At 71.3% G+C, this 19,067-nt stretch carries 18 protein-coding genes and 1 pseudogene; 7 read left to right on the top strand and 12 right to left on the bottom strand.

Annotated elements, in window-relative coordinates; genetic code table 11:
• Positions 1–65 precede the first annotated feature (65 nt).
• The 3 genes from ACFQ7Q_RS26355 to ACFQ7Q_RS26345 all read right to left on the bottom strand — a co-directional run bounded on the left by ACFQ7Q_RS26355 (position 66) and on the right by ACFQ7Q_RS26345 (position 3,249).
• A complete protein-coding gene (locus tag ACFQ7Q_RS26355; protein ID WP_383559318.1) occupies positions 66–830 on the bottom strand; it encodes an IclR family transcriptional regulator in 765 nt (254 codons plus the stop codon).
• Between the two features lie 161 nt (positions 831–991).
• The gene (locus ACFQ7Q_RS26350) at positions 992–1,939 is read right to left on the bottom strand and encodes an NmrA/HSCARG family protein (protein WP_383559317.1); all 948 of its coding nucleotides are present in this window, start codon (positions 1,937–1,939) and stop codon (positions 992–994) included.
• A gap of 137 nt (positions 1,940–2,076) precedes the next feature.
• Positions 2,077–3,249, bottom strand: a complete 1,173-nt coding sequence (locus tag ACFQ7Q_RS26345) for a low temperature requirement protein A (protein WP_383559315.1) — start codon at positions 3,247–3,249, stop codon at positions 2,077–2,079.
• A gap of 325 nt (positions 3,250–3,574) precedes the next feature.
• Between ACFQ7Q_RS26345 and ACFQ7Q_RS26340 the strand changes: the two genes are divergently transcribed.
• The gene (locus tag ACFQ7Q_RS26340) at positions 3,575–4,375 is read left to right on the top strand and encodes a hypothetical protein (RefSeq protein WP_383559313.1); all 801 of its coding nucleotides are present in this window, start codon (positions 3,575–3,577) and stop codon (positions 4,373–4,375) included.
• A 46-nt stretch (positions 4,376–4,421) separates the two neighbouring features.
• On the opposite strand, the gene ACFQ7Q_RS26335 is transcribed toward ACFQ7Q_RS26340, so the two are convergent.
• From ACFQ7Q_RS26335 to ACFQ7Q_RS26320, 4 genes are all read right to left on the bottom strand, one after another.
• Entirely contained in the window at positions 4,422–5,096 is a 675-nt protein-coding gene (locus ACFQ7Q_RS26335) for a DUF4389 domain-containing protein (protein WP_383559311.1), read from the bottom strand.
• A 112-nt stretch (positions 5,097–5,208) separates the two neighbouring features.
• Entirely contained in the window at positions 5,209–6,555 is a 1,347-nt protein-coding gene (locus ACFQ7Q_RS26330; protein ID WP_383559309.1) for a nicotinate phosphoribosyltransferase, read from the bottom strand.
• Between the two features lie 209 nt (positions 6,556–6,764).
• Positions 6,765–7,238, bottom strand: a complete 474-nt coding sequence (locus ACFQ7Q_RS26325) for a VOC family protein (RefSeq protein WP_383559308.1) — start codon at positions 7,236–7,238, stop codon at positions 6,765–6,767.
• A gap of 165 nt (positions 7,239–7,403) precedes the next feature.
• Positions 7,404–7,631 (bottom strand): hypothetical protein, encoded by a 228-nt coding sequence (locus ACFQ7Q_RS26320; RefSeq protein WP_383559306.1) that lies wholly within the window; start codon positions 7,629–7,631, stop codon positions 7,404–7,406.
• 272 nt (positions 7,632–7,903) lie between these two features.
• Between ACFQ7Q_RS26320 and ACFQ7Q_RS26315 the strand changes: the two genes are divergently transcribed.
• Entirely contained in the window at positions 7,904–8,089 is a 186-nt protein-coding gene (locus ACFQ7Q_RS26315) for a CsbD family protein (protein WP_383559304.1), read from the top strand.
• Between the two features lie 81 nt (positions 8,090–8,170).
• Here the strand turns inward: ACFQ7Q_RS26315 and ACFQ7Q_RS26310 are convergent, their stop codons facing one another.
• Positions 8,171–8,584 carry a hypothetical protein gene (locus ACFQ7Q_RS26310; RefSeq protein WP_383559302.1) on the bottom strand — a complete coding sequence of 138 codons (414 nt, stop codon included), beginning with the start codon at positions 8,582–8,584 and terminating at the stop codon, positions 8,171–8,173.
• A 245-nt stretch (positions 8,585–8,829) separates the two neighbouring features.
• Here ACFQ7Q_RS26310 and ACFQ7Q_RS26305 point away from each other — a divergent pair, with 245 nt between their 5' ends.
• From ACFQ7Q_RS26305 to ACFQ7Q_RS26295, 3 genes and pseudogenes are all read left to right on the top strand, one after another.
• The gene (locus tag ACFQ7Q_RS26305) at positions 8,830–9,699 is read left to right on the top strand and encodes a GyrI-like domain-containing protein (RefSeq protein WP_383559300.1); all 870 of its coding nucleotides are present in this window, start codon (positions 8,830–8,832) and stop codon (positions 9,697–9,699) included.
• A 212-nt stretch (positions 9,700–9,911) separates the two neighbouring features.
• Positions 9,912–10,037 (top strand): annotated as a pseudogene (locus tag ACFQ7Q_RS26300) (XRE family transcriptional regulator); the annotation flags it as partial.
• A 216-nt stretch (positions 10,038–10,253) separates the two neighbouring features.
• Entirely contained in the window at positions 10,254–10,724 is a 471-nt protein-coding gene (locus ACFQ7Q_RS26295) for a hemerythrin domain-containing protein (protein ID WP_383559298.1), read from the top strand.
• A 109-nt stretch (positions 10,725–10,833) separates the two neighbouring features.
• Here ACFQ7Q_RS26295 and merB read toward each other — a convergent pair whose 3' ends face one another.
• Both merB and ACFQ7Q_RS26285 read right to left on the bottom strand, forming a co-directional pair.
• On the bottom strand, positions 10,834–11,541 hold the full coding sequence (merB, locus tag ACFQ7Q_RS26290) for an organomercurial lyase (protein WP_383559296.1): 708 nt from the start codon (positions 11,539–11,541) through the stop codon (positions 10,834–10,836).
• A 197-nt stretch (positions 11,542–11,738) separates the two neighbouring features.
• Positions 11,739–12,578, bottom strand: a complete 840-nt coding sequence (locus ACFQ7Q_RS26285; protein ID WP_383559295.1) for a hypothetical protein — start codon at positions 12,576–12,578, stop codon at positions 11,739–11,741.
• A gap of 645 nt (positions 12,579–13,223) precedes the next feature.
• Here ACFQ7Q_RS26285 and ACFQ7Q_RS26280 point away from each other — a divergent pair.
• Both ACFQ7Q_RS26280 and ACFQ7Q_RS26275 read left to right on the top strand, forming a co-directional pair.
• On the top strand, positions 13,224–15,107 hold the full coding sequence (locus ACFQ7Q_RS26280; protein ID WP_383559293.1) for an APC family permease: 1,884 nt from the start codon (positions 13,224–13,226) through the stop codon (positions 15,105–15,107).
• Between the two features lie 188 nt (positions 15,108–15,295).
• Positions 15,296–17,227, top strand: coding sequence for an amino acid transporter (locus ACFQ7Q_RS26275; protein ID WP_383559292.1), 1,932 nt, complete (start codon positions 15,296–15,298; stop codon positions 17,225–17,227).
• 82 nt (positions 17,228–17,309) lie between these two features.
• Here ACFQ7Q_RS26275 and lysA read toward each other — a convergent pair whose 3' ends face one another.
• The gene (lysA, locus tag ACFQ7Q_RS26270) at positions 17,310–18,644 is read right to left on the bottom strand and encodes a diaminopimelate decarboxylase (protein ID WP_383559290.1); all 1,335 of its coding nucleotides are present in this window, start codon (positions 18,642–18,644) and stop codon (positions 17,310–17,312) included.
• Between the two features lie 16 nt (positions 18,645–18,660).
• The coding region (locus ACFQ7Q_RS26265) for an SAV_915 family protein (RefSeq protein WP_383559287.1) at positions 18,661–19,067 on the bottom strand (407 nt) is incomplete at its 5' end.

Raw genomic sequence — 19,067 nt, 5'->3', positions numbered from 1 at the left:
CTCCGTAAATGTCCGTTAAGTCCCAGGAAAGGTGATGGGTCGGGGGCGTCACAAGGGCACGGATTTCAGATAGTGAGTGAGAGGCCCCTGGTCACACGACTCGCGGCCGGCAGCAGCCGCGTCCGGATCTCCTCGAGGCGGGAGAGCCGGTCCGCACGCAGGGAGACGCCGAGCGAGCCGAGCGTGTCCCCGCTGTACACGGGCACCGCGACGCAGACCGTACCGAGCGAGTACTCCTCCATGTCCGTGACGGCGGGCGCCAGGGGGGAATGCTCGAGCCGTCGGAGCAGTTCCCCGACGTCCGTGATCGTCCGCGGCGTGAGATCCGGCAGATGGTGCCGGGAGAGGTAGTCCTTACGGGACTCCTCGTCCAGCTCGCGCAGTACCGACTTGCCCAGCGCGGTGGCGTGACCGGCGTCCTCGAATCCCACCCAGAGGTCGACCCGGGGTGCCCGGGGACTGTCCACGATCTCGGCGACCCGGATCTCGCCGTCCTCGTAGAAGGTGAGATAGGCGGCGGTCGCGAACTCGTCGCGCAGCGCCGCGAGCGTCGGGCGGACCCGGCTCAGCAGCGCCTGCCCGCGGCCGGCGGTATGGAGCGCCTGCATCTTGTCGCCCAGGATGAAGCCGCCGTCGTCCAGTTTCCGCAGGTAGCCGTCGTGGACCAGGGTCCGCAGCAGGTGGTAGGCGGTGGCCAGGGGCAGCCCCGTCTCCCGTGCCAGCTGCTTCGCCGGCGCGCCGTTCCCATGCGCGCTCACCGCCTCCAGCAGGCGGAAGGCCCGCTGCACGGACGTGATCAGCGTAGGGCCGGGACCATCGTGGGCAGCCATACGACCAGCGTGCGCCGGGCGCGGGAGACAGGCAAGATTCCCCCGCCGCCGCGCGCCGCCGCACGGCCCGACGGTGGCCCTGACGCCGGCGCGTGGGACGAACTGATCGACGTGCCGAGAGCGGCCTGAGTACGGCACGGGTTCGGCGGCGGCCTGGGTCTTCAGGAGCGCGGGATCTTCGTGCGGTGGGCCGCGAGCCAGGTCCTGAAGTTCTGGAGTCCGGGGTTGAGGGCCCGTACGGCCGTCAGGTCGCGAGCCGCGGTGAAGTGCTCCTCGCAGTCACGGTAGAACTGGAACATGTTGCCCGCCTCGTCCGCGCCCGGGAAGCCCTGGGCCCGGTAGGCGTCCGGGGTCAGGGGCCGATACGCGACCGGCACGCCGACCTGCTCCGTCAGCTCGGCCGCCATGTCGTCGACCTTCAGGTGTTCGCCCGCGATGCTCACCGTCGCGCCGATGAGATCGGTACCGCGCTCCAGAACGGCCAGTGCCGTCCGGCCGATGTCGACGAAGCTGATGCCGGACAGCCGGCTTTCCCCCATGGGGTAGTCGAGGACCAGGACGCCGTCGTCGGCCCGCTGCGGGGCGAACGTGTCGAACAGGTTCTCCCAGTAGAAGGTGGTCCGCAGATACGTCGTCGGCACGCCGGCCTCCGGGAAGTACAGGTCGGCCTCGGCCTTGGCGTCGAAGTGCGGGACCTTGTAGGAACCCTGGAGCGTGGGCATCCGGGAGTCGTCGAGCGGGATGCACTCCCGGGTGTCCTCCAGCGTCGACCAGATGGCGTGCTGGACCCCGGCGTGACCGGCCGCCCTGGCGAGCGCCTCGGCCTGCGCCTTCTCGTGTGCGGCGTTCATGCCCTCCCAGAAGTCGGTCATCAGAAACGCACCGTACGCGCCCTCGAACACCGGCCCCAGGCTCTCCTCGTCGTCCATGTCGGCCCGGACCACCTCGGCTCCGATCCGCTCGAGCTCGGCCGCGGGGTCCGAATCCGGGTGGCGGGTCACGGCACGCACCGTGAAGTCGCTCCCGCCCTTCCCGAGGATCGCCCGCGTGAGAGATCCGCCTTGGCGCCCGGTCGCGCCGAACACGGTGACGATGCGCTTCTCCGCCATCGTCCCCGCCTCCTCCGTTCAGGTACTGCCGTCGTTCGCCACCTCCCGCGTCCGCCGGCGGCGGCTGTGACGCGGCTACCCGGTCGAGCACCGGCCAAGCACCGTTCCGCCCGGCCGACGGGGACGGTCGCCCCGGCCTACCCGAGGGCGGCGGCGCGCCGGCGCGCCAGGGCCTTGGCGTACAGCAGATGGACGATGGCCTCCGCCGCGAGCAGCAGCACCACCAGCCAGGGCGCGAGGGTGTCCGCGCCGAGGACGACGAGGAGGGGGATCCCGACTCCCGGCACCGCCCAGACGGCGACCTGACGCACGGGCCGGCCGAACCGCAGCGCGATCAGGGCGTGCGCCGCGTGGTACAGCGCCAGGCCCCCGCAGAGCGCCCACACCGCGCCGTGCGCCAGGTGGTCGTGACCGGACTCCTCCACCGCCGTCGCCAGTCCGGCGGCCATGGAGATGACGGCGGCCGTGACGAAGAAGTGCAGGAAGCCGGCCACGTCACGGGCGAGCAGGTAGGCGTCCCGCCCGCCGGCGGTGCCGATGACCCGCTCCGCGGCGGTCGAGGCGAAGTCGAAGTACGACCACCAGAGCGCGGCCAGCAGCACGAACCCGAGCACCGCCACCACACCGGCCGCGGCGGTCCAGGTGTGGTCGGTGGAGGTGATCAGCGCCAGTACGGACTCGCCCAGGACGATGATCACGAAGAGTCCGACCCGTTCGACCAGGTGGCCGGTGTGCAGCCGGCCCGGGACGCCCCGGCCGCGCGAGGTGAGCAGCAGGATCATCTCCGCGATCAGCAGGCCGGCCCAGACCGGGTAGATCCAGGGCGCCGGTACGGCGGCGGAGCCGGCCCAGAGCAGCCCGGAGAGCAGGCAGTACGTCAGCGGACGCCAGCGCGGGATCGTGTCGGGCGCGGGGAAGCGGGTGGCGGGCCACCACAGCGCCAGCAGGACGAGGCGCGTCCCCGCATAGCCGAGGGCGTACGCCGGGGCCCGGTCGCCGTCGGCCTCCGGCACCGCGGCGGCCATCACGGCCAGGCAGAGCATCGCGGCCAGCATGGCGAGGCGGCGCCGGGCGCTGTCGTCCTGGAAGAGATTGGCGGAGACCGTGAGATTCGCCCACATCCACCACGGGGGGAAGTAGAGCGCGAGGAAGACGCCGAAATCACGCCAGCCGGGATCGCCGTGCAGACCGTGCGAGAGCTGGGCGACGAAGGCGACGAACACCAGGTCGAAGAAGAGCTCCAGCCACCCGGCGTGCCGGGGCTCGGTCGGGGGCGTGGGTGACGGAGCCGTGGTGTGCGGAGTGCTCATCGGGCCATCCGGAAGGGCGGGTTCGACTGCGGCACGGACTGGCTGCATCAGATCACGGATCCGCCCTGGTCGCCGCCGAACATCTCCCGCGCCCGCTCGACCGCCTAACATCCCCCGCGCCCGCTCGACCGCCGAGCGTCGCTCCGCCGCTCGCCGAGGCGCGGGTCCTCCGCCTTCGGGGCCGCTTCGATCCGCTCCGCCGTACCGGCGGCGGTCACCGACTCCCGGTACGGGCGGATCCGGTGGACCGGCCTCCGCTTGCCCTCGTCGTGACGGTATCTTCACGTCACGTACACAGGTTCAACACAGAGCATGAGGGGACACTTTGAGCCAGCAACACCCCGGCCCGCCGCACCAGCCCGAACAGCCGCCGGCGTGGGGGCAGCCTCAACACCCGGGGCCCTACGGGCCGCCGCCCCAGAAGAAGAAGCTGTCCACCGGGGCCATCGTCGGCATCAGCCTCGGTGGCGTGTTCGCCTTCCTCGTGATACTCGGCGCCGTGGTCGGGGGCGAGGAGACCGCGGACGGCAAGGCATCGGCGCAGAAGCCGACGCCCACCGTCCCCGCCACCTCGGCGGGCACTCCGGCTGCCAAGGCCACCGTCCCTTCCGCGCCGTCGTCCGCCGCGCCCAGCAAGAAGGCGGAGACCGGGAGGCTCCCCGACTTCGTGGGGAAGGGGCTCCAGTACGCCCAGGACGAGGCCCAGTCCCTCGGCTTCTACAGCCTCCGCTCCCACGACGCCCTCGGCCGAGGCCGCAACCAGGCTTTGGACCGGAACTGGAAGATCTGTTCCCAGACCCCCGCTCCCGGAACGCACAGGACCGACGTCACCATCGACTTCGGCGCCGTGAAGCTCGAGGAGAGCTGTCCCAGGAGCGACATGGGAGCGCAGCCCGAAGCCGAAGCGGGCGGCACCATGCCCGACTTCGTCGGCAAGTCCGTCAAGGTCGCTCGCGGTGCCCTGCCCTCCAACGCGAGCATCACGGTGAAGGACGCCGCCGAGGACCGCATGGTCCTCATGGAGTCCAACTGGAAGGTGTGCACGCAGAACCCCAAGGCGGGCGCCGGACTCGACGGCCGGCCCGTCACCCTCACCGCCGTGAAGTTCGAGGAGAACTGCCCCTAGTCGAAGGCCCGGTACCCGCGTCCGTCCCTCGCCGGCGGGCGCGGGTTCACCGCCCGTCGGCGGGCCAGGGCTGCTTCTCCGGCGTCTCCTCGCCTCCTTGGTCGAGCCGGAACGGCGGGTACGCGTCCGTCATGAGGCCCGCGTAGGCCGCCACGCGGAACACCCAGCGGTTGAGGCCCACCACCAGGACGAACAGATCGCGCGGATAACGGCCCGTGAACGCGAGGGCGATGGCCGCGAAGAGGGTCAACAGGGTGATCAGGCCACCGCTCCACCAGCTTGCCCTCATGCCGCCGGCGAAGATGGCGATCACGAGGTAGTGCGGGATGGCGAGCAGCCACCACTTGACGAGGACGAGACCGCGCGAGAGCTGCTCCGGGTACGCGATGTCCAACCGCGCCGGGTAGTCGGGCTCCGGGCCCAGGCTGAAGGGCGGATAGCGGTCGGTGCCGAGAGCGCTGTACGAGTAGTAGGAGACGCGCCAGGCCCAGCGCATCACCCCGAGATTGAAGTCGAACAGCGGGCGCGGATAGCGCTCGGTGAAGAGGATGGCGAAGAACGCGATCACGGTCACGATCAGGAACGCGATCCAGAGGAAGATCAGCACGATCCAGTGGGGGATCACCAGGACCCACTTGACCAGCCAAAGCCAGCGGGACAGCGGGGTGTCGAGCCGGGCCGTCACCGTGACCGGAGGGTAGGAGGAACGGGCGGTATCCATGATCGTCACTTCCTCGCCGGACCGGTGGCTTCGTGCGGGGGCCGGTCGGCACCCCACCTTCAGGATCACCCCGTTCCGCCCTCCGGCCCACCGGAGCGGGCGGAGCTGCCCGCTACGCCCCCGCCTGTTGCCCGCCCGCCTGCCCCGCCTCGATCCGGTGGCGTACGACCGTCGTCAGGACCGTGAGCCGCGTCGACGCGGCCGGCACCGGGGCGGCGGGGTTCTCGATGCGCCGGGCCGGCTCCGGTAGCTGGGCCAGGTCGGTCTCGAAGCGGGCGCGCGCGGAGTCCAGGGTGTCGGGCGGCTCCGTACGGAGCCCGCCTCGCATCACGGTCCGCAGCAACGGCTCCGCACCGTCCGGCGGCTCCTCGTTGGCGAGGCCGACGACGTCCCGGAGGCCCGGACCACGGAAGACCTGCTTGGGAGCGGGCGCCGTCACCTGCGTGGACGCGAGTCGCATGACCGGACGCCCGTCGTACTCGACGAGTTTGCAGGACGCATCGAGATACGGTGCGTCGGCGGCGACGCCGATCTTCGCGCCCACGGCGAAGACGTCGATCGGCGCCCCGTCCCGTACGAGCGAGGCGACACCGTACTCGTCGAGCGCACCGCCCGCGATGATCCGGACGTCCCGCAGCCCCGCCGCGTCGAGGGTGGCCCGCGCCCGGTGGGCGCGCGCCCCGATGTCGCCGCTGTCGATGCGGATCGCGCAGCCCGGACCGCGTCCCAGGTCCGTCAGGACGCTGGCGGCCGTCGCCACCCCACGGTCCGTGTCGTAGGTGTCGACCAGAAGGGTCACGGGGCCCGGGTGGGCGCGGGCGAAGGCGCGGAAGGCGTCCTCCTCCGAGGCGAAGGACTCGACGTACGAGTGCGCCATGGTGCCCGACGCGGGAATGCCGAACCGGGCGGCGGCGGCGACATTGCTGGTGCCCGCGAAGCCGACCAGCGCGCAGAGCCGCGCCGCCTGCAGACCGGCCGCCGGTTCGTGGGTCCGGCGCGAGGACGAGTCCACGAGAGACCGCCCGGAGGCGGCGAGTACGCACCGTGCCGCCTTGGCGGCGACCGCCGTCTGGTGGCAGAGGAGCGCCACCAGATACGTCTCCACGAGCCTGGCCTGGGGCAGCGGCGCGGTGACCTCCAGCAGGGGCTCACCCGCGAAGACGAGCCGCCCTTCCGGGACCGCGCGGACCTGGCCGTCGAAGGACAGCCCGTTCAGCGGTTCGAGCTCCTCGACCGGCCGCCCCAGGGCCTCCGCGAACGCACGCACGTCCGACCCGCCCACCCGGAACCGCGAGAGGTGGTCGAGCGCTGGTTCGAGCCCGGCGGCCACGAGGAATCCGTGCCCCGGCGGCAGGTCGCGTACGAAGAGGCTGAAGGTGGCCGGCGCCCGCATCTCCTCCCGCAGGTACGAGAGCGCCATCGTGACCTCGTACAGCTCGGTCGTGGTCACCAGGGACATACTTCGAGGATGCGCGGCCGACCTGCGCGCCGCACGCGCAACGGACGCGCGACGCCCGGAGGGAGCCGGCCCGCCGCGCCTGGCCCGAGCGGGGTCGGCGACGTCGGCCGAGGGGCGGGTCAGGGGCGCCGGGTCAGGATCGTCCGTGGGGAACCGAGGCGCTCCGGCGGGTCAGGATCGTCCGTGCGGAACCGGGGCGCTCCGGCGGGTCAGGATCCGTCCGCGGCCGCGAGCAGTGCGGCGACGTCCAGCTTCCCCATGGCGAGCATCGCCTTCATCGCCCGCTGGGCGCGGGCCTCGTCGGGATCGGCGAGGAGTTCCTCCAGGACGGACGGCACGACCTGCCAGCTCAGACCGAACCTGTCCTTGACCCAGCCGCACGGGCCTTCCTGTCCGCCCTCGGACAGCTTGCTCCAGTAGTGGTCGACCTCGCTCTGGTCCGCGCAGTCGATGAGGAAGGACACGGCCTCGTCGAAGGTGAACTCGGGGCCGCCGTTGATGGCGGTGAAGCGAGTGCCGTCCAGGACGAAGTCGACGGTCAGCACGGTTCCGGCGGGGCGGGGGCCCGCCTCGCCGTAGTAGGACACGTTCTTGATCTCCGAGTTGGGGAAGACCGAGCAGTAGAACTCCGCGGCCTCCTTGCCCTTCGTGTCGAACCAGAGGTTGGGAGTGATCCGGGGCATCGCGTTCTCCTGATCTCGCGTCACCGCCGTCCGGCGGCCCGGGAATCATGGCCCCACCACGCCCCCGATCCACGCAACCAGCCCCTGCGCCTCCTCAGGTCCATGCGGAAGAGGGAAGCCGGGGGCCGATCCGGCGGGGCGGCCTCCGTCCGCGGTGCCCGGAGGTCAGAGGATGTGGATGCGCTCCAGGGCTCCGGCGCTGTCGCGAATCAGCAGGTCGCCGCCCTTGGCACGTTCGCGCTCGACGAATCCGAGCAGCAGCACGGCCCGGTTGATCACGTCGGCCTTGCTGACGCCGGACGCGGCGGTCAGCTCGGTGATCGCGGTGACAGCCGGAGGGCACAACGTCACCGAGTACCGCTCGCTGTCGGGGTGGGAGGGAAGCTGATCCATGGCAATGCCTTCCTGTCGACCGAAGTACATCGGAATTGCACCACGAACGCGCGCTCTGTGCACCGGAATTACGTCGCTGATGGTGCGGGCTTGGTTCATCCGCGTGCGTGGAAGGGGAGCGGATCCGTCGTGAAGCCGGGCTGAACGCTGTCCGCGCCCCGCTTCGTCGTGGTCCGCGGTGGCAGGAGGCCCGACAGGCGTCGGCGAGCACGTCGGCTCGCCCGGGCCTAGCGTGGACGTGCAGCCGATCCGCTGGAGAAGGGGTTACGGCCATGAGCAGCGCCATGGACAAGGCCAAGGGCAAGTTCAAGGAGGTCGCCGGAAAGATCACCGGTAACGAGCGGCTTGAGGCCGAGGGCAGGACGGACCAAGCGAAGACCAAGATCCGCGAGACGGTGAAGGGCGTTCGAGAGCGGGCCGAGGGCATCAAGGACTCGCTCAAGCGCGACCGCTCCTGAGCGAGCCGGCCACAGCGAGCCGTCCACCACGAGTCGGCCACAACGAGCCCCTGCGGGGCCGGCCGGCCGACGCTGCGCGGGTCAGGGCATCTGGTCGGGGTCGCAGCTCGCCCGGCGCAGCCCGATCGTGCGCAAGGCGCGCATCAGGGCTTCGGAGTCGCCCTCGCGTACGACGTGGACGGCTCCGTCGACCGCGAGGGCGGACATCGCACGGGGCACGCGGTCGGCGGCCGTCCGCAGGACCACCCCGCTCGGCGGGTCCAGCGCCCGCACGCCGCGGAACATGCGCAGGATCTCCGGGGTCGAGTCGAGGCTGTCGAGCCCGGGGGCCAGGGACAGGACCGTGATATCGGGCAGCAGGACGCGGGCGTGAGCCAGAGCGACCGTGGGATCGTGGGCGTGCGACACGACCCGGAAGTGCGGGTTGCGATGGATGCCGGAGCGCAGCAGTTCCAGCTGCTCGCCGTCGGCCACGCCGACCACCAGGACCGTCATCACCCCACCCATCCTCCTTTCCGGCACACCGCCCGGCGACTCGGGCCAGGCCGTGCGCGGTGCGGAGCCGAGGACGACTCACCACTCCGGTCCATGGCCGTGCGGCGCCGGCGGGTCGTGCCGAGGCCGAGGCCGAGGCCGATGCGTCAGCTCCGTGTCCGTCCGGGCACATGATCGGATCGGACCGCAGCGGTCGGGTGCGGCAAGGGGTTCCTCCGGCAGGGTTGAGCTCGAAAGGAGGCCTCGTGATCTCGGAACTCAACCGGCTTGTCGATCTCGTCGAAGAGCACTTCGCCGAGGAGCTGGACGTCGAAGGACTGGCCAGGGAGCTCGGCACGACCGAATACCACCTGCGCCGGATGTTCTCGTCGTTGGCCGGCATGCCGCTGTCGGAGTACGTGCGTCGGCGCCGCATGACCGTGGCCGCAGGCGACGTCGTCCGTGGCGAGGACGATCTGCTGAGCATCGCCGTCCGGCACGGATACGGCTCGACCGAGGCGTTCGGACGCGCGTTCCGCGCGGTCCACGGCGCCGGTCCCCGCGACGTGCGCCGCGACGGAGGCCCTCTGCGCACACAACCACGGCTCAGGATCCGCCTGACCGTCGAAGGGAGCATGCCCATGGACACCCGACTCGTCGACCGCCCCGCGTTCCGGTTGGTCGGACACGCAGCCCGTGTTCCGCTCATCCACCACGGCATCAATCCGCACATCCAGCAGCACATCACCGCGCTGCCGCAGGAGGAGCATCTCCGGCTGAAGGCCCTCGGCGACACCGAACCGGGGGGCCTGCTGCAGGTCTCCGACGACGTCGACCCCGATGGAACGGAGGGGAGCGAACTGACTTACCTGCACGGGGTCGCCCTCGCCCTGGACACGTCGGCCCCCGACGACCTCGACGCCATCGAGGTACCGGCCGGCAGGTGGGCGGTCTTCCGCACCGCCGGACCGCATCCGCAGACCCTGCAGACGGCCTGGGCCGCGACCGCGACCGAGTGGTTCCCCTCCAACCCCTGGCGTCTCCGGCCGGGTCCCTCGATCGTCGCGGTCCTCGAGCGAGCGGACGACTTCAGCACCGCGACCTGCGAACTCTGGCTGCCTGTCGAACCGGCCTGAGTGGCTGTGGTCATGTAGCCGACCCGGACCGCCGAGCAGCCCATTCGGCTACTGCTCAGGAGCCCGCCGGCCGGGGCGGCGGGCTCCGATCCGGTCCGTGAGACTCCCAGGCGATCCACCGGGTGCTCCGGAGGACTGCCCGAACGCGCGCCGCGGCGTGGGCATTTACTCGGCCGGCATACGCTCCTCGGCGTAGCGGGCCGGCCCTTCCGCCCTGCCTGCTGGGCAGCGCCGACGGTGGCGTGGTCGAGCTTCTCATCCTGTTCGGCCTGCAAGGGGTGCGCGCGCACGTACACAGCGACCCTCGACGATCGCCGCGGGCCGGGGATCGGCGGTGAACGCGGCGGCCGTCTCCTGCCGGTGTGAGGACGGGCTGCGCCCCGCCCTCACACCGGCTCGGAGCATCGCCGGGACCCGGCGTCGGTGGTGTGGACGGGACGACAGGGCGCGGTAGTGTGTGGGAAGCGTCGCGTGCCGGTGGCAGACCGTGTCAGGCATGGAGGCGCCGGATCGAAGGAGGCCGACGATGCATTCGTCGCACCCTTCGTTCTCGCGTGACTGAGCGCGAGACGACCAGGCTCATCGCCTGGAGCCAAGAACTCCGCCGGGTGCACGGCCGACTCAGGGAAGCGCTGTCCGTGACCCGCGCCTCCCTTGCCGACGGCACCCCCGGTGAGGCGGCCACCCGTGAACTGCTGCTGTACTGCCACGGCTTCTGCGCGGCTCTCGACGGCCACCATCGGGGCGAGGACCACACCCTGTTTCCGGCCATCGCGGCTGCGCATCCGGAACTCCGGCCGGTGCTGCGGCTGCTCGAGCAGGATCACTCGATGATCGCCCACCTGCTCGGCAGTCTCCAGGCCGCGGTCGACAGGGCCGCGCCGCCCGAGGAGCTGGGTCGGCACCTCGAAGGCATCGCCGCGATCATGGAGAGTCACTTCCGCTACGAGGAGCGGCAATTGCTCACTGTGCTCGAAACCCTTGAGCTCGCGGCCGTATCCCGGGAGGTGCTGGGTCCGCTATGACGCCACGCTCCCCGCGAGGCGGACCTGTTGAGGGTCCGGCGGATCTCGGACACGTCGGCGAGGCGGCCCGAGCGGGACCGGGACGGGTGCCTCCAGCGGGAGCCGGACCTCAGTCGGGCAGCCCCCAGAAGGAGCCGTGCAGGCCGACTTCGGCGAAGTAGGCACTGGCCGCGGCGGGATCGCGGCGCGTGTAGCCCGGATCCAGGCGTCCGGTGTACCAGTCGCCGGCGAAGCGCCACAGGGTGCCGAGATCCATGACGTAGCCACGCTCCCGGCCCGTCCGCTCCAGCCAGGTGTCGACGCAGTCGGTGGAACAGAACAGGCGCTGGTTGGCGCAGGTGTGGACGACGTCGTCCCAGGCCCGGTTCATGGGGGTCAGGAAATGGGCCACCTGGTCGCCCTTCGGGGGTGCGTCCCGGCCGACGACCCAGGCGTGCGGGGTGTCGCAGGCCGGGCAGCGGGTGGCGACCAGGACGTCGGGCTCGCTCGTGAGCAGGTGGGGCAGGGCGAACGAGTCCCAGGCACATCCACCCCACCACAGGGTGTGCGCGCCCATGACGGAGAAGCCGAGCGGTACGGACGCGAAGGGGTGGGCCATCACGATCCGGTCGTGGTCCCGCGGGTCCAGGACCAGATCGTGGCTCTCGTGGAGCGCGCGCAGTTCCTGACGGACCTGGTCGGGGGCGACTCCGGTGAGTGCGGCGAGTTCCGGCACGCTCGGAGCCCGTCCGGTGCGCGCGAAGCCGCGGTAGACGGCCAGGCGGACCCTCTCCGTCGCGGTGAGGTTCGTCGGTGCGGCCGAGCCGTTCCCGGTCATTCCTGTGGGTTCCTTCGCTGGTGGAGGTGATGGTGTCCAGCGTGCCCCTTGAGAAGCCCGGGGTCCTGAACGCGCCCGGCACGACCGAGACCGGCTACGCGACCCTCCAGGAGGGGGCAGCCGGCCTCGGTTCGTCCCCTGGTGTTCGAGCCGGGATGCGGAGCACGGTCCGGCGGTTCAGGGGGCGGGTCTCGTGTCTACGATCGAATCAGGCTCTTCGAGAGGCCCTTGTCGACACCGGACCCCGCGGTCGAGGATTCGCCGTTCCTGAACGGCCCCGTGGGCACGTTCGTGAACGTGATCTGTGCCCATGACTTGCCGGTGCAGTCGATCCGATTCATGTTGTTCACGGGACACTGGAGCTCCCATACGGCTCCGGTGGTGGTGGTCACCTTGTAGTTTAGGTCGTTGGCCTGAGACGACACGGTCACGCCGCAGACGGTGGTCTCGTCGGGGTAGTTGGGGTAGGTGGTGAGGTCCTGCTCGTAGTACACCGGCCCCGTGCGGGTCGGCCGGTGGGCCCCGAACGCGGCACCGTCGCGGAGGATGATGCTGAACTCCTCGGTGCCGTTGACGAGCAGCGAGTCGACGTCCGAGCCGCACCCGCTCGCACCGGTTGCGCCGTCGGGGCCGGGCGGACCGGTGGCCCCGGTGGCCCCGGTGGCGCCCGCGGGGCCGGTCGAGCCTGTCGGGCCGGTGGAGCCGGTGGCCCCGGTGGCTCCGGTGGCGCCCGCGGGGCCGGTCGGGCCGGTGGCTCCGGTCGCCCCCTTGCACTTGTCCTTGTCCTTGTCCTTGTCCTTGTCGAGCGTCCCTGAGGCGCCCGGAGACCTGTCGTCACCCTTGTCCTTGCACTTGTCGTGATCGCCGTACGGCGTTGACGACTGCGAGGCCGGGGGCTCGGCCGTGGCCGCGGCCTCCACGGGGCTGGCGAGGCCCAGCGTGAAGAGGGCCAGCGCCGCCAGCGCTCCTTCGGCTATGCGCCTGCCCTTCACGGGGAGGGGCCCCATGACGGTGGGTGTCCTGTGCTCAGGACTCATGAATTGCTCCTTGCAGGACCGGTGATCGCACGCTCGGGAGCTTCGTTCGGGCTTCCCTCGCGCATCGTTCGGTCCCTGTGTGAGTGGTGTGAGAGGCGCGACGGCCGCTGGGGCGCACAAGCCGGCTGTGAGGACGGCAAGCGCCGGCAGCGCACTGTTCGGCCGGCACGCGAACGGCTGTCGGAGACCGATCTCAGCCCGGTGTCGGGGGAGAGGCCCATCGCCGTGCGGTCCCTTCGGGGTGGTGGGAACGTGCCTCCCCCAGCCAGCCACACACCACGGCTCCTCGCCCGGTCACCCACCGCCACCCGAGGCCTTCCCCGCCACGTCACCACAGGTCATCGCGGGGAGGCTGCGGTGGGTGACCACCTGAACGGCCCTCACCCACCGTGGTTGCCGTCCAGCCGGCCCGCTCCGGCCGCGCCGCCCCGGAGTTCGGCCGGCGCGATGTCGCCGCAAGGTGATCCTTCCTCGGTACGCCGTGAGGCAGGCGGTCGTCCGAGCAGGCCGGCCTCTGTGGCCCGGACGTATGGGGTGCGTGAAGAGGGGGCCGGTGGGCGTATGGAGGGCGACAAGAAGTCCGGGATCCGTACTGGCCGGCCCTCAACCTGTTCCTCGACCTGCTCACTCGGAGGAATCAGCGACATGGCCATACACACCGGCAAGCCGACCACGGCGGCAGAGGGCACCGGCACGGAGGAACCCCCCGATACCGGGGCCGGTGCCCCGGAGGCCGGTGACCGGCACAAGCTCACCGCGCTCCAGGGGCTCGCCGCGCTGTCGCTGGACGCGATGGCGTCGGTGGCGTACGGGCCTGAGTCGATCGTGCTCGTGCTGGCGGTCGCCGGAGCGTACGGGATGGGCTTCACGCTCCCGGTCACGCTCGCGATCGCCGCGCTCCTCGCCGTGCTGGTGGCCTCGTACCGGCAGGTGATCGCCGCGTTCCCGGACGGCGGCGGCTCGTACGCCGTGGCCAAGCGGCACCTGGGACGGCGTACCGGCCTCGTGGCCGCCGGCTCCCTGATCCTCGACTACGTCCTGAACGTCGCGGTCTCCGTCACCGCCGGTGTCGCCGCCCTGACCTCGGCCTTCCCGCAGCTCCACCGTGAGCGGACCTGGATCTGCCTCGGCGTCCTCGTCCTGGTCACGGCGGTCAACCTTCGCGGTGTCGTCGACTCCGCGAAGGCGTTCCTGCTGCCGACAGCCCTGTTCGTCGGCTCGATCCTCGCGATGATCACGGTCGGCCTCTTCCGCGACGGCCCCGTCAGCACCGCCTCCGCCGAGGGGCATGGCTCCGCGCTCGGCGAGGGCGCCACCGCCGTCGGTGCCCTGCTCCTGCTCAAGGCATTCGCGGCCGGCTGCTCCGCCCTCACCGGCGTCGAGGCCGTCGCGAACGCCGTGCCGTCCTTCCGAGCCCCGGCCGCCCGCCGCGCCCAGCGCACCGAGGTGGCCCTCGGCGCCCTGCTCGGCGTGATGCTGATCGGCCTGTCCATCCTCATCGGCCGCTTCCACCTCCAGCCGGTCGAGGGGGTGACCGTTCTCGCCCAGCTCGCGGACGCCTCCTTCGGGCACAACCTGGCCTTCTACGTGGTCCAGTTCGCGACCATGGTGCTGTTGGCGCTGGCCGCCAACACCTCCTTCGGCGGCCTGCCCGTCCTGATGAGCCTGCTGGCCCGCGACAACCACCTGCCGCACCTCTTCGCCCTCAAGGCCGACCGCCAGGTGCACCGCCACGGCGTGCTCGCGCTCGCGGTCGCCTCGGCCCTCCTGCTGGTCTTCTCCGGCGGCGACACCAACACCCTCGTCCCGCTCTTCGCGATCGGCGTGTTCGTCGGCTTCACCATCTGCCAGACCGGCATGGTCCGGCACTGGTACGGCGAGCGCGGCAAGGGCTGGCGCGCGAAGGCCGTACTGAACGGCTTCGGCGCCCTGTTGACGGGTGTCGCGGCCGTCGTCGTCACCGCCACCAGGTTCACCGAGGGCGCCTGGCTGATCGTCCTCGCCCTGCCGCTGCTGGTCATCGGCTTCGAGCGGGTCCACCGGGCCTACGGCCGGATCGGCGAACGTCTGGAGCTGGGCAGGGTCCCCGAACCGCCGCGGCGTGCCCATTCGCTGGTCGTCGTTCCCGTCTCCGGACTGTCCAAGCTGACCTGCAAGGCGCTCACCGCGGCGCGTTCGCTGGGCGACGACGTGCTCGCCGTCACCGTCACCCACCCCGCCCCCGAGGACCGCCGGACGGCCGAAGCCCTGCGCCGGGACTGGGAGTTGTGGAGTCCGGGTGTCGAACTCGTCGAGCTCGACTCGCAGACCCGCGCCCTCGGCCGCCCCCTCTCCGGCTACGTCCGTGGGCTCACCGCCTCCCACCCGGCCTCCCAGATCACCGTGCTGATCCCGGAGACCGAGCCCGCCCACATCTGGCAGCGCCTGCTCCAGAACCAGCGCGGCTCCGTCGTGGCCCATGCGATGCGCCGCGACACGGACGCCGTCATCTGCCGGCTCCGCTTCCGCGTCACCGACGACGCGAGCTGACACCGCCCCCACCGGACCGCCCCGCCTGCCCCCGTCGGCAGGCGGGGCTCCCGTCGGGCGGGCGGAAGGGCTGCGTTAAGGACGTATCAGGATTCCGTCAGAAGAGGGCATAAACGATCAGACTGCGTACGCTGGCTCGGCCGTCGTGTCGATGGCCGAAACCATGCCGTACGACAGGAGCGCCCACGATGGCCACCCCTCCTCGCACGTCACGCCTGCGCGCGTGGCTGCTGGAAGGCTTGACCGACCGCGCCAAGCAGCAGACCCCGTCCACCCCCGAAGACCAGGGGCGCCCCTGGTGGCGGGTGATGTGCCTGACGGGCCTCGACTACTTCTCGACACTCGGCTACCAGCCGGGTATCGCGGCCCTGGCCGCCGGTCTGCTGTCGCCGCTGGCCACGATCGTGCTCGTGGTGCTCACTCTGCTCGGCGCGCTGCCGGTCTACCGGCGCGTGGCCGAGGAGAGCCCGCGCGGCGAGGGCTCGATCGCCATGCTGGAGCGGCTGCTGTCGTTCTGGAAGGGCAAGCTCTTCGTCCTGACCCTGCTGGGCTTCGCGGCGACCGACTTCCTCATCACGATCACCCTCTCGGCCGCCGACGCCACCGCGCACATGGTGGAGAACCCGCACCTCACCAGCACCCTGCACGGGCACGAGGTGCTGATCACCCTGATCCTGATCGCCCTGCTCGGCGCCGTCTTCCTCAAGGGCTTCAGAGAGGCCATCGGGGTGGCCGTGGTGCTGGTGGCGCTGTACCTCGCCCTGAACGTCGTCGTGGTCGGGACCGGCCTGTGGCAGGTGGCCACCGAGCCCCACGTCATCACGGACTGGTCGGACGCGCTGACCACCGAGCACGGGAACCCGATCATGATGATCGCCATCGCGCTCGTCGTCTTCCCCAAGCTCGCCCTCGGCCTGTCCGGGTTCGAGACCGGCGTCGCCGTCATGCCGCACGTCCAGGGCGACGCGGACGACACGGAGGAGAACCCCGCGGGCCGGATCCGCGGCACCAAGAAGCTGCTGACCACGGCCGCCGTGATCATGAGCGTCTTCCTCATCACCAGCAGCTTCATCACGACGTTGCTGATCCCGGCCGACGAGTTCCAGCCGGGCGGCGAGGCCAACGGCCGCGCCCTCGCCTACCTCGCCCACGAGTACCTGGGCTCCGCCTTCGGCACCCTCTACGACATCTCGACGATCCTGATCCTGTGGTTCGCCGGCTCGTCGGCCATGGCGGGACTCCTCAACCTCATGCCGCGGTACCTGCCGCGCTACGGCATGGCTCCCCAATGGGCGCGAGCCCTGCGGCCCATGGTCATCGTCTTCACGCTCATCGCGTTCCTGGTCACCTGGATCTTCGACGCCGACGTGGACGCCCAGGGCGGCGCGTACGCCACCGGTGTCCTCGTCCTGATCACCTCGGCCGCCGTCGCCGTGACCATCGCCGCGCGCCGCGCACGGGAGCGCGGCTGGACCATCGCCTTCGGCGTCATCTCGGCCGTGTTCGTCTACACCACGGCGGTCAACGTCGTCGAACGCCCCGACGGCGTGAAGATCGGTGCCTGCTTCATCGCCGGCATCATGGCCCTCTCGCTCCTGTCGCGTCTCGCCCGCGTCTTCGAACTGCGCGTCACCGACGTGGAACTGGACGACATGGCCGAGCGGTTCATCCGCGACACCGCCACACGCACGATCCGGTTCATCGCCAACGAGCCCGACAGCCGCGACGCGACGGAGTACCGCGAGAAGACGGAGCAGATCCGCCTCGACAACGACGTGCCCCCGGGCGACGACTTCCTCTTCGTCGAGGTCACCGTCCTCGACCCGTCCGAGTTCGAGTCGGGGCTCCGGGTGCGGGGCGAGGTGATGCACGGCCGGTACCGCGTGCTGAGCCTGGAGAGCTCGACCGTCCCCAACGCGCTCGCCGCGCTGCTGCTCCACGTACGCGACGAGACCGGGCAGCGTCCGCACATCTACTTCGAGTGGACCGAGGGCAACCCGATGGCCAACTTCCTGCGCTTCTTCCTCTTCGGCCAGGGCGAGGTCGCGCCCGTCACCCGTGAGGTCATCCGCGAGGCGGAGCCGGACCGCACCCGCCGCCCGCACGTCCACGCCGGCTGACGGCGAGCGATTCGTACCGCACGGAGATCCAGCCGGACCGGCGTCCGGGCGCCGGTCCGGCTGGACGTGTCCGGGCCGGGCCCTACTCGCCGATGTCCCGGCTGCGGAGGTCGTCCAGCGTCTCGCGCCGCACGAGGAGGCGGGCGGTGCCGCCGTCGACCGCGACGACCGGGGGACGGCCGACCATGTTGTACCCGGACGCCATCGACAGCTGGTACGCGCCCGCCACGGGTACCGCGAGCAGGTCGCCGGGCCGGATGTCACCGGGCAGTTCGACGTCGGCGGCGAGGATGTCGCCCGCCTCGCAGTGCCGGCCCACCACCGTCGCCGCGCGGGTGGTGACGGTGGAGTGGCGGCCCACGAGACGAGGCGCGTAGCGCACCCCGTACAGGGCGGGGCGGGGGTTGTCGCTCATGCCTCCGTCCACGGCCACGAACACCTGGTCGCCGGTGCTCTTCACGGCCAGTACCCGATAGAGCGCCACCCCCGCCGGGCCGGCGACGGCACGACCGGGTTCGATGGTGAGCCGCGGCACCCCCAGCCCGGCCGCCGTACAGCTCGCGGCGAGTTCGATGCGCAGTCCGCGGGCCAGGGCCGTCAGGTCGAGGGAGGGCTCCCCGGGCCGGTACGCGATGCCGTGTCCGCCGCCCATGTCGAGCTCGGGGAGCACGAGGCCGTGGGTGTCGCGGACGCGCGCCATCAGCCCCACCATGCGGCGCAGGGCGGCTGCGTACGGCTTGACGTCCGTGATCTGGGAGCCGATGTGGCAGTGCAGACCGACCAGTTGGAGCTGAGGCTGGGTCAGGACGCGTGCGATGGCGTGCTGCGCGGATCCGTCGGTGAGGGAGAGGCCGAACTTCTGGCCGTCCGTGCCGGTGCGGATCTTCTCGTGACCGCCGGCGGAGACTCCGGGGACGACGCGGATCATCACCTTCTGCCGGCCGCGGGGGCCCACGAGCGCCGCCAGCCGCGCGATCTCGGACGGGCTGTCGATGACGATCCGGCCCACCCCGAGCCGGAGGGCCGACTCGATGTCGTGCGGCGACTTGGCGTTGCCGTGCAGGACGATGCGGTCCGGCGGAAACGCCGAGGTGACCGCGAGTTCGAGCTCCCCCGCCGAGCAGACGTCCAGTCCGAGGCCCTCCTCGGCGACCCAACGGACCATGGTCCGGGACAGGAACGCCTTGGCGGCGTACAGCACGTCGGCGTCGGGGAACGTGTCCCGGTACGCACGGCAGCGGGCCCGCACCTCACCCTCGTCCAGCACGTACACGGGTGTGTCGAAGCGGTCGGCGACGTCGGCCAGCGACACCCCGCCGACGGAGAGACCGCCGTGCGGCAGCCGGGTCGTGGACGCCGGCCACACCGACAGGTCGTCCGCTTCCGCGGCGATCTCGGAGACCAGAGCGATGGTCATGGAAGTCGTCCCCTTCTCAGACGGCCCGGACGGCTCGGACGGCCCGCTCCGGCCGCGCGTCCGTCCGTAGGTCCGGTGTGTGCGTGGTCGTGGGGACCGCGGGGGCCGACAGCGTCGGGTCGACGGTGACCAGGTCCGCGCCGAGCGGCACGCAGAGCGTCCGCAGGACGGATTCCGACAGCCGGATGTACGGCTGCGCCTCGCCCAGCACCTCGGTCAGTCGGCTCGTACGGGTGAAGCCGACTGCGGTGCGCGCGCCGAGCGGCGTGCGGAACAGCCGGATCACGGTCTCCGTGCCGCTTCCCGGCCGGACGGGCACGTACAGCGGTCCGGCCGGGACCTGTTCTTCGGGCTCGGGATCGTCGGCGTACTGGAACAGACACATGGGGCCCTCCCTGAGGAGCCGCGAACGGTTGGTGAGGC

It is taken from the genome of Streptomyces sp. NPDC056527 (assembly GCF_042794475.1).
Lineage (GTDB): Bacteria > Actinomycetota > Actinomycetes > Streptomycetales > Streptomycetaceae > Streptomyces.
The sequence above is the reverse complement of the archived record's forward strand: the minus strand, read 5'-3'. Positions and strand labels throughout refer to the sequence as shown.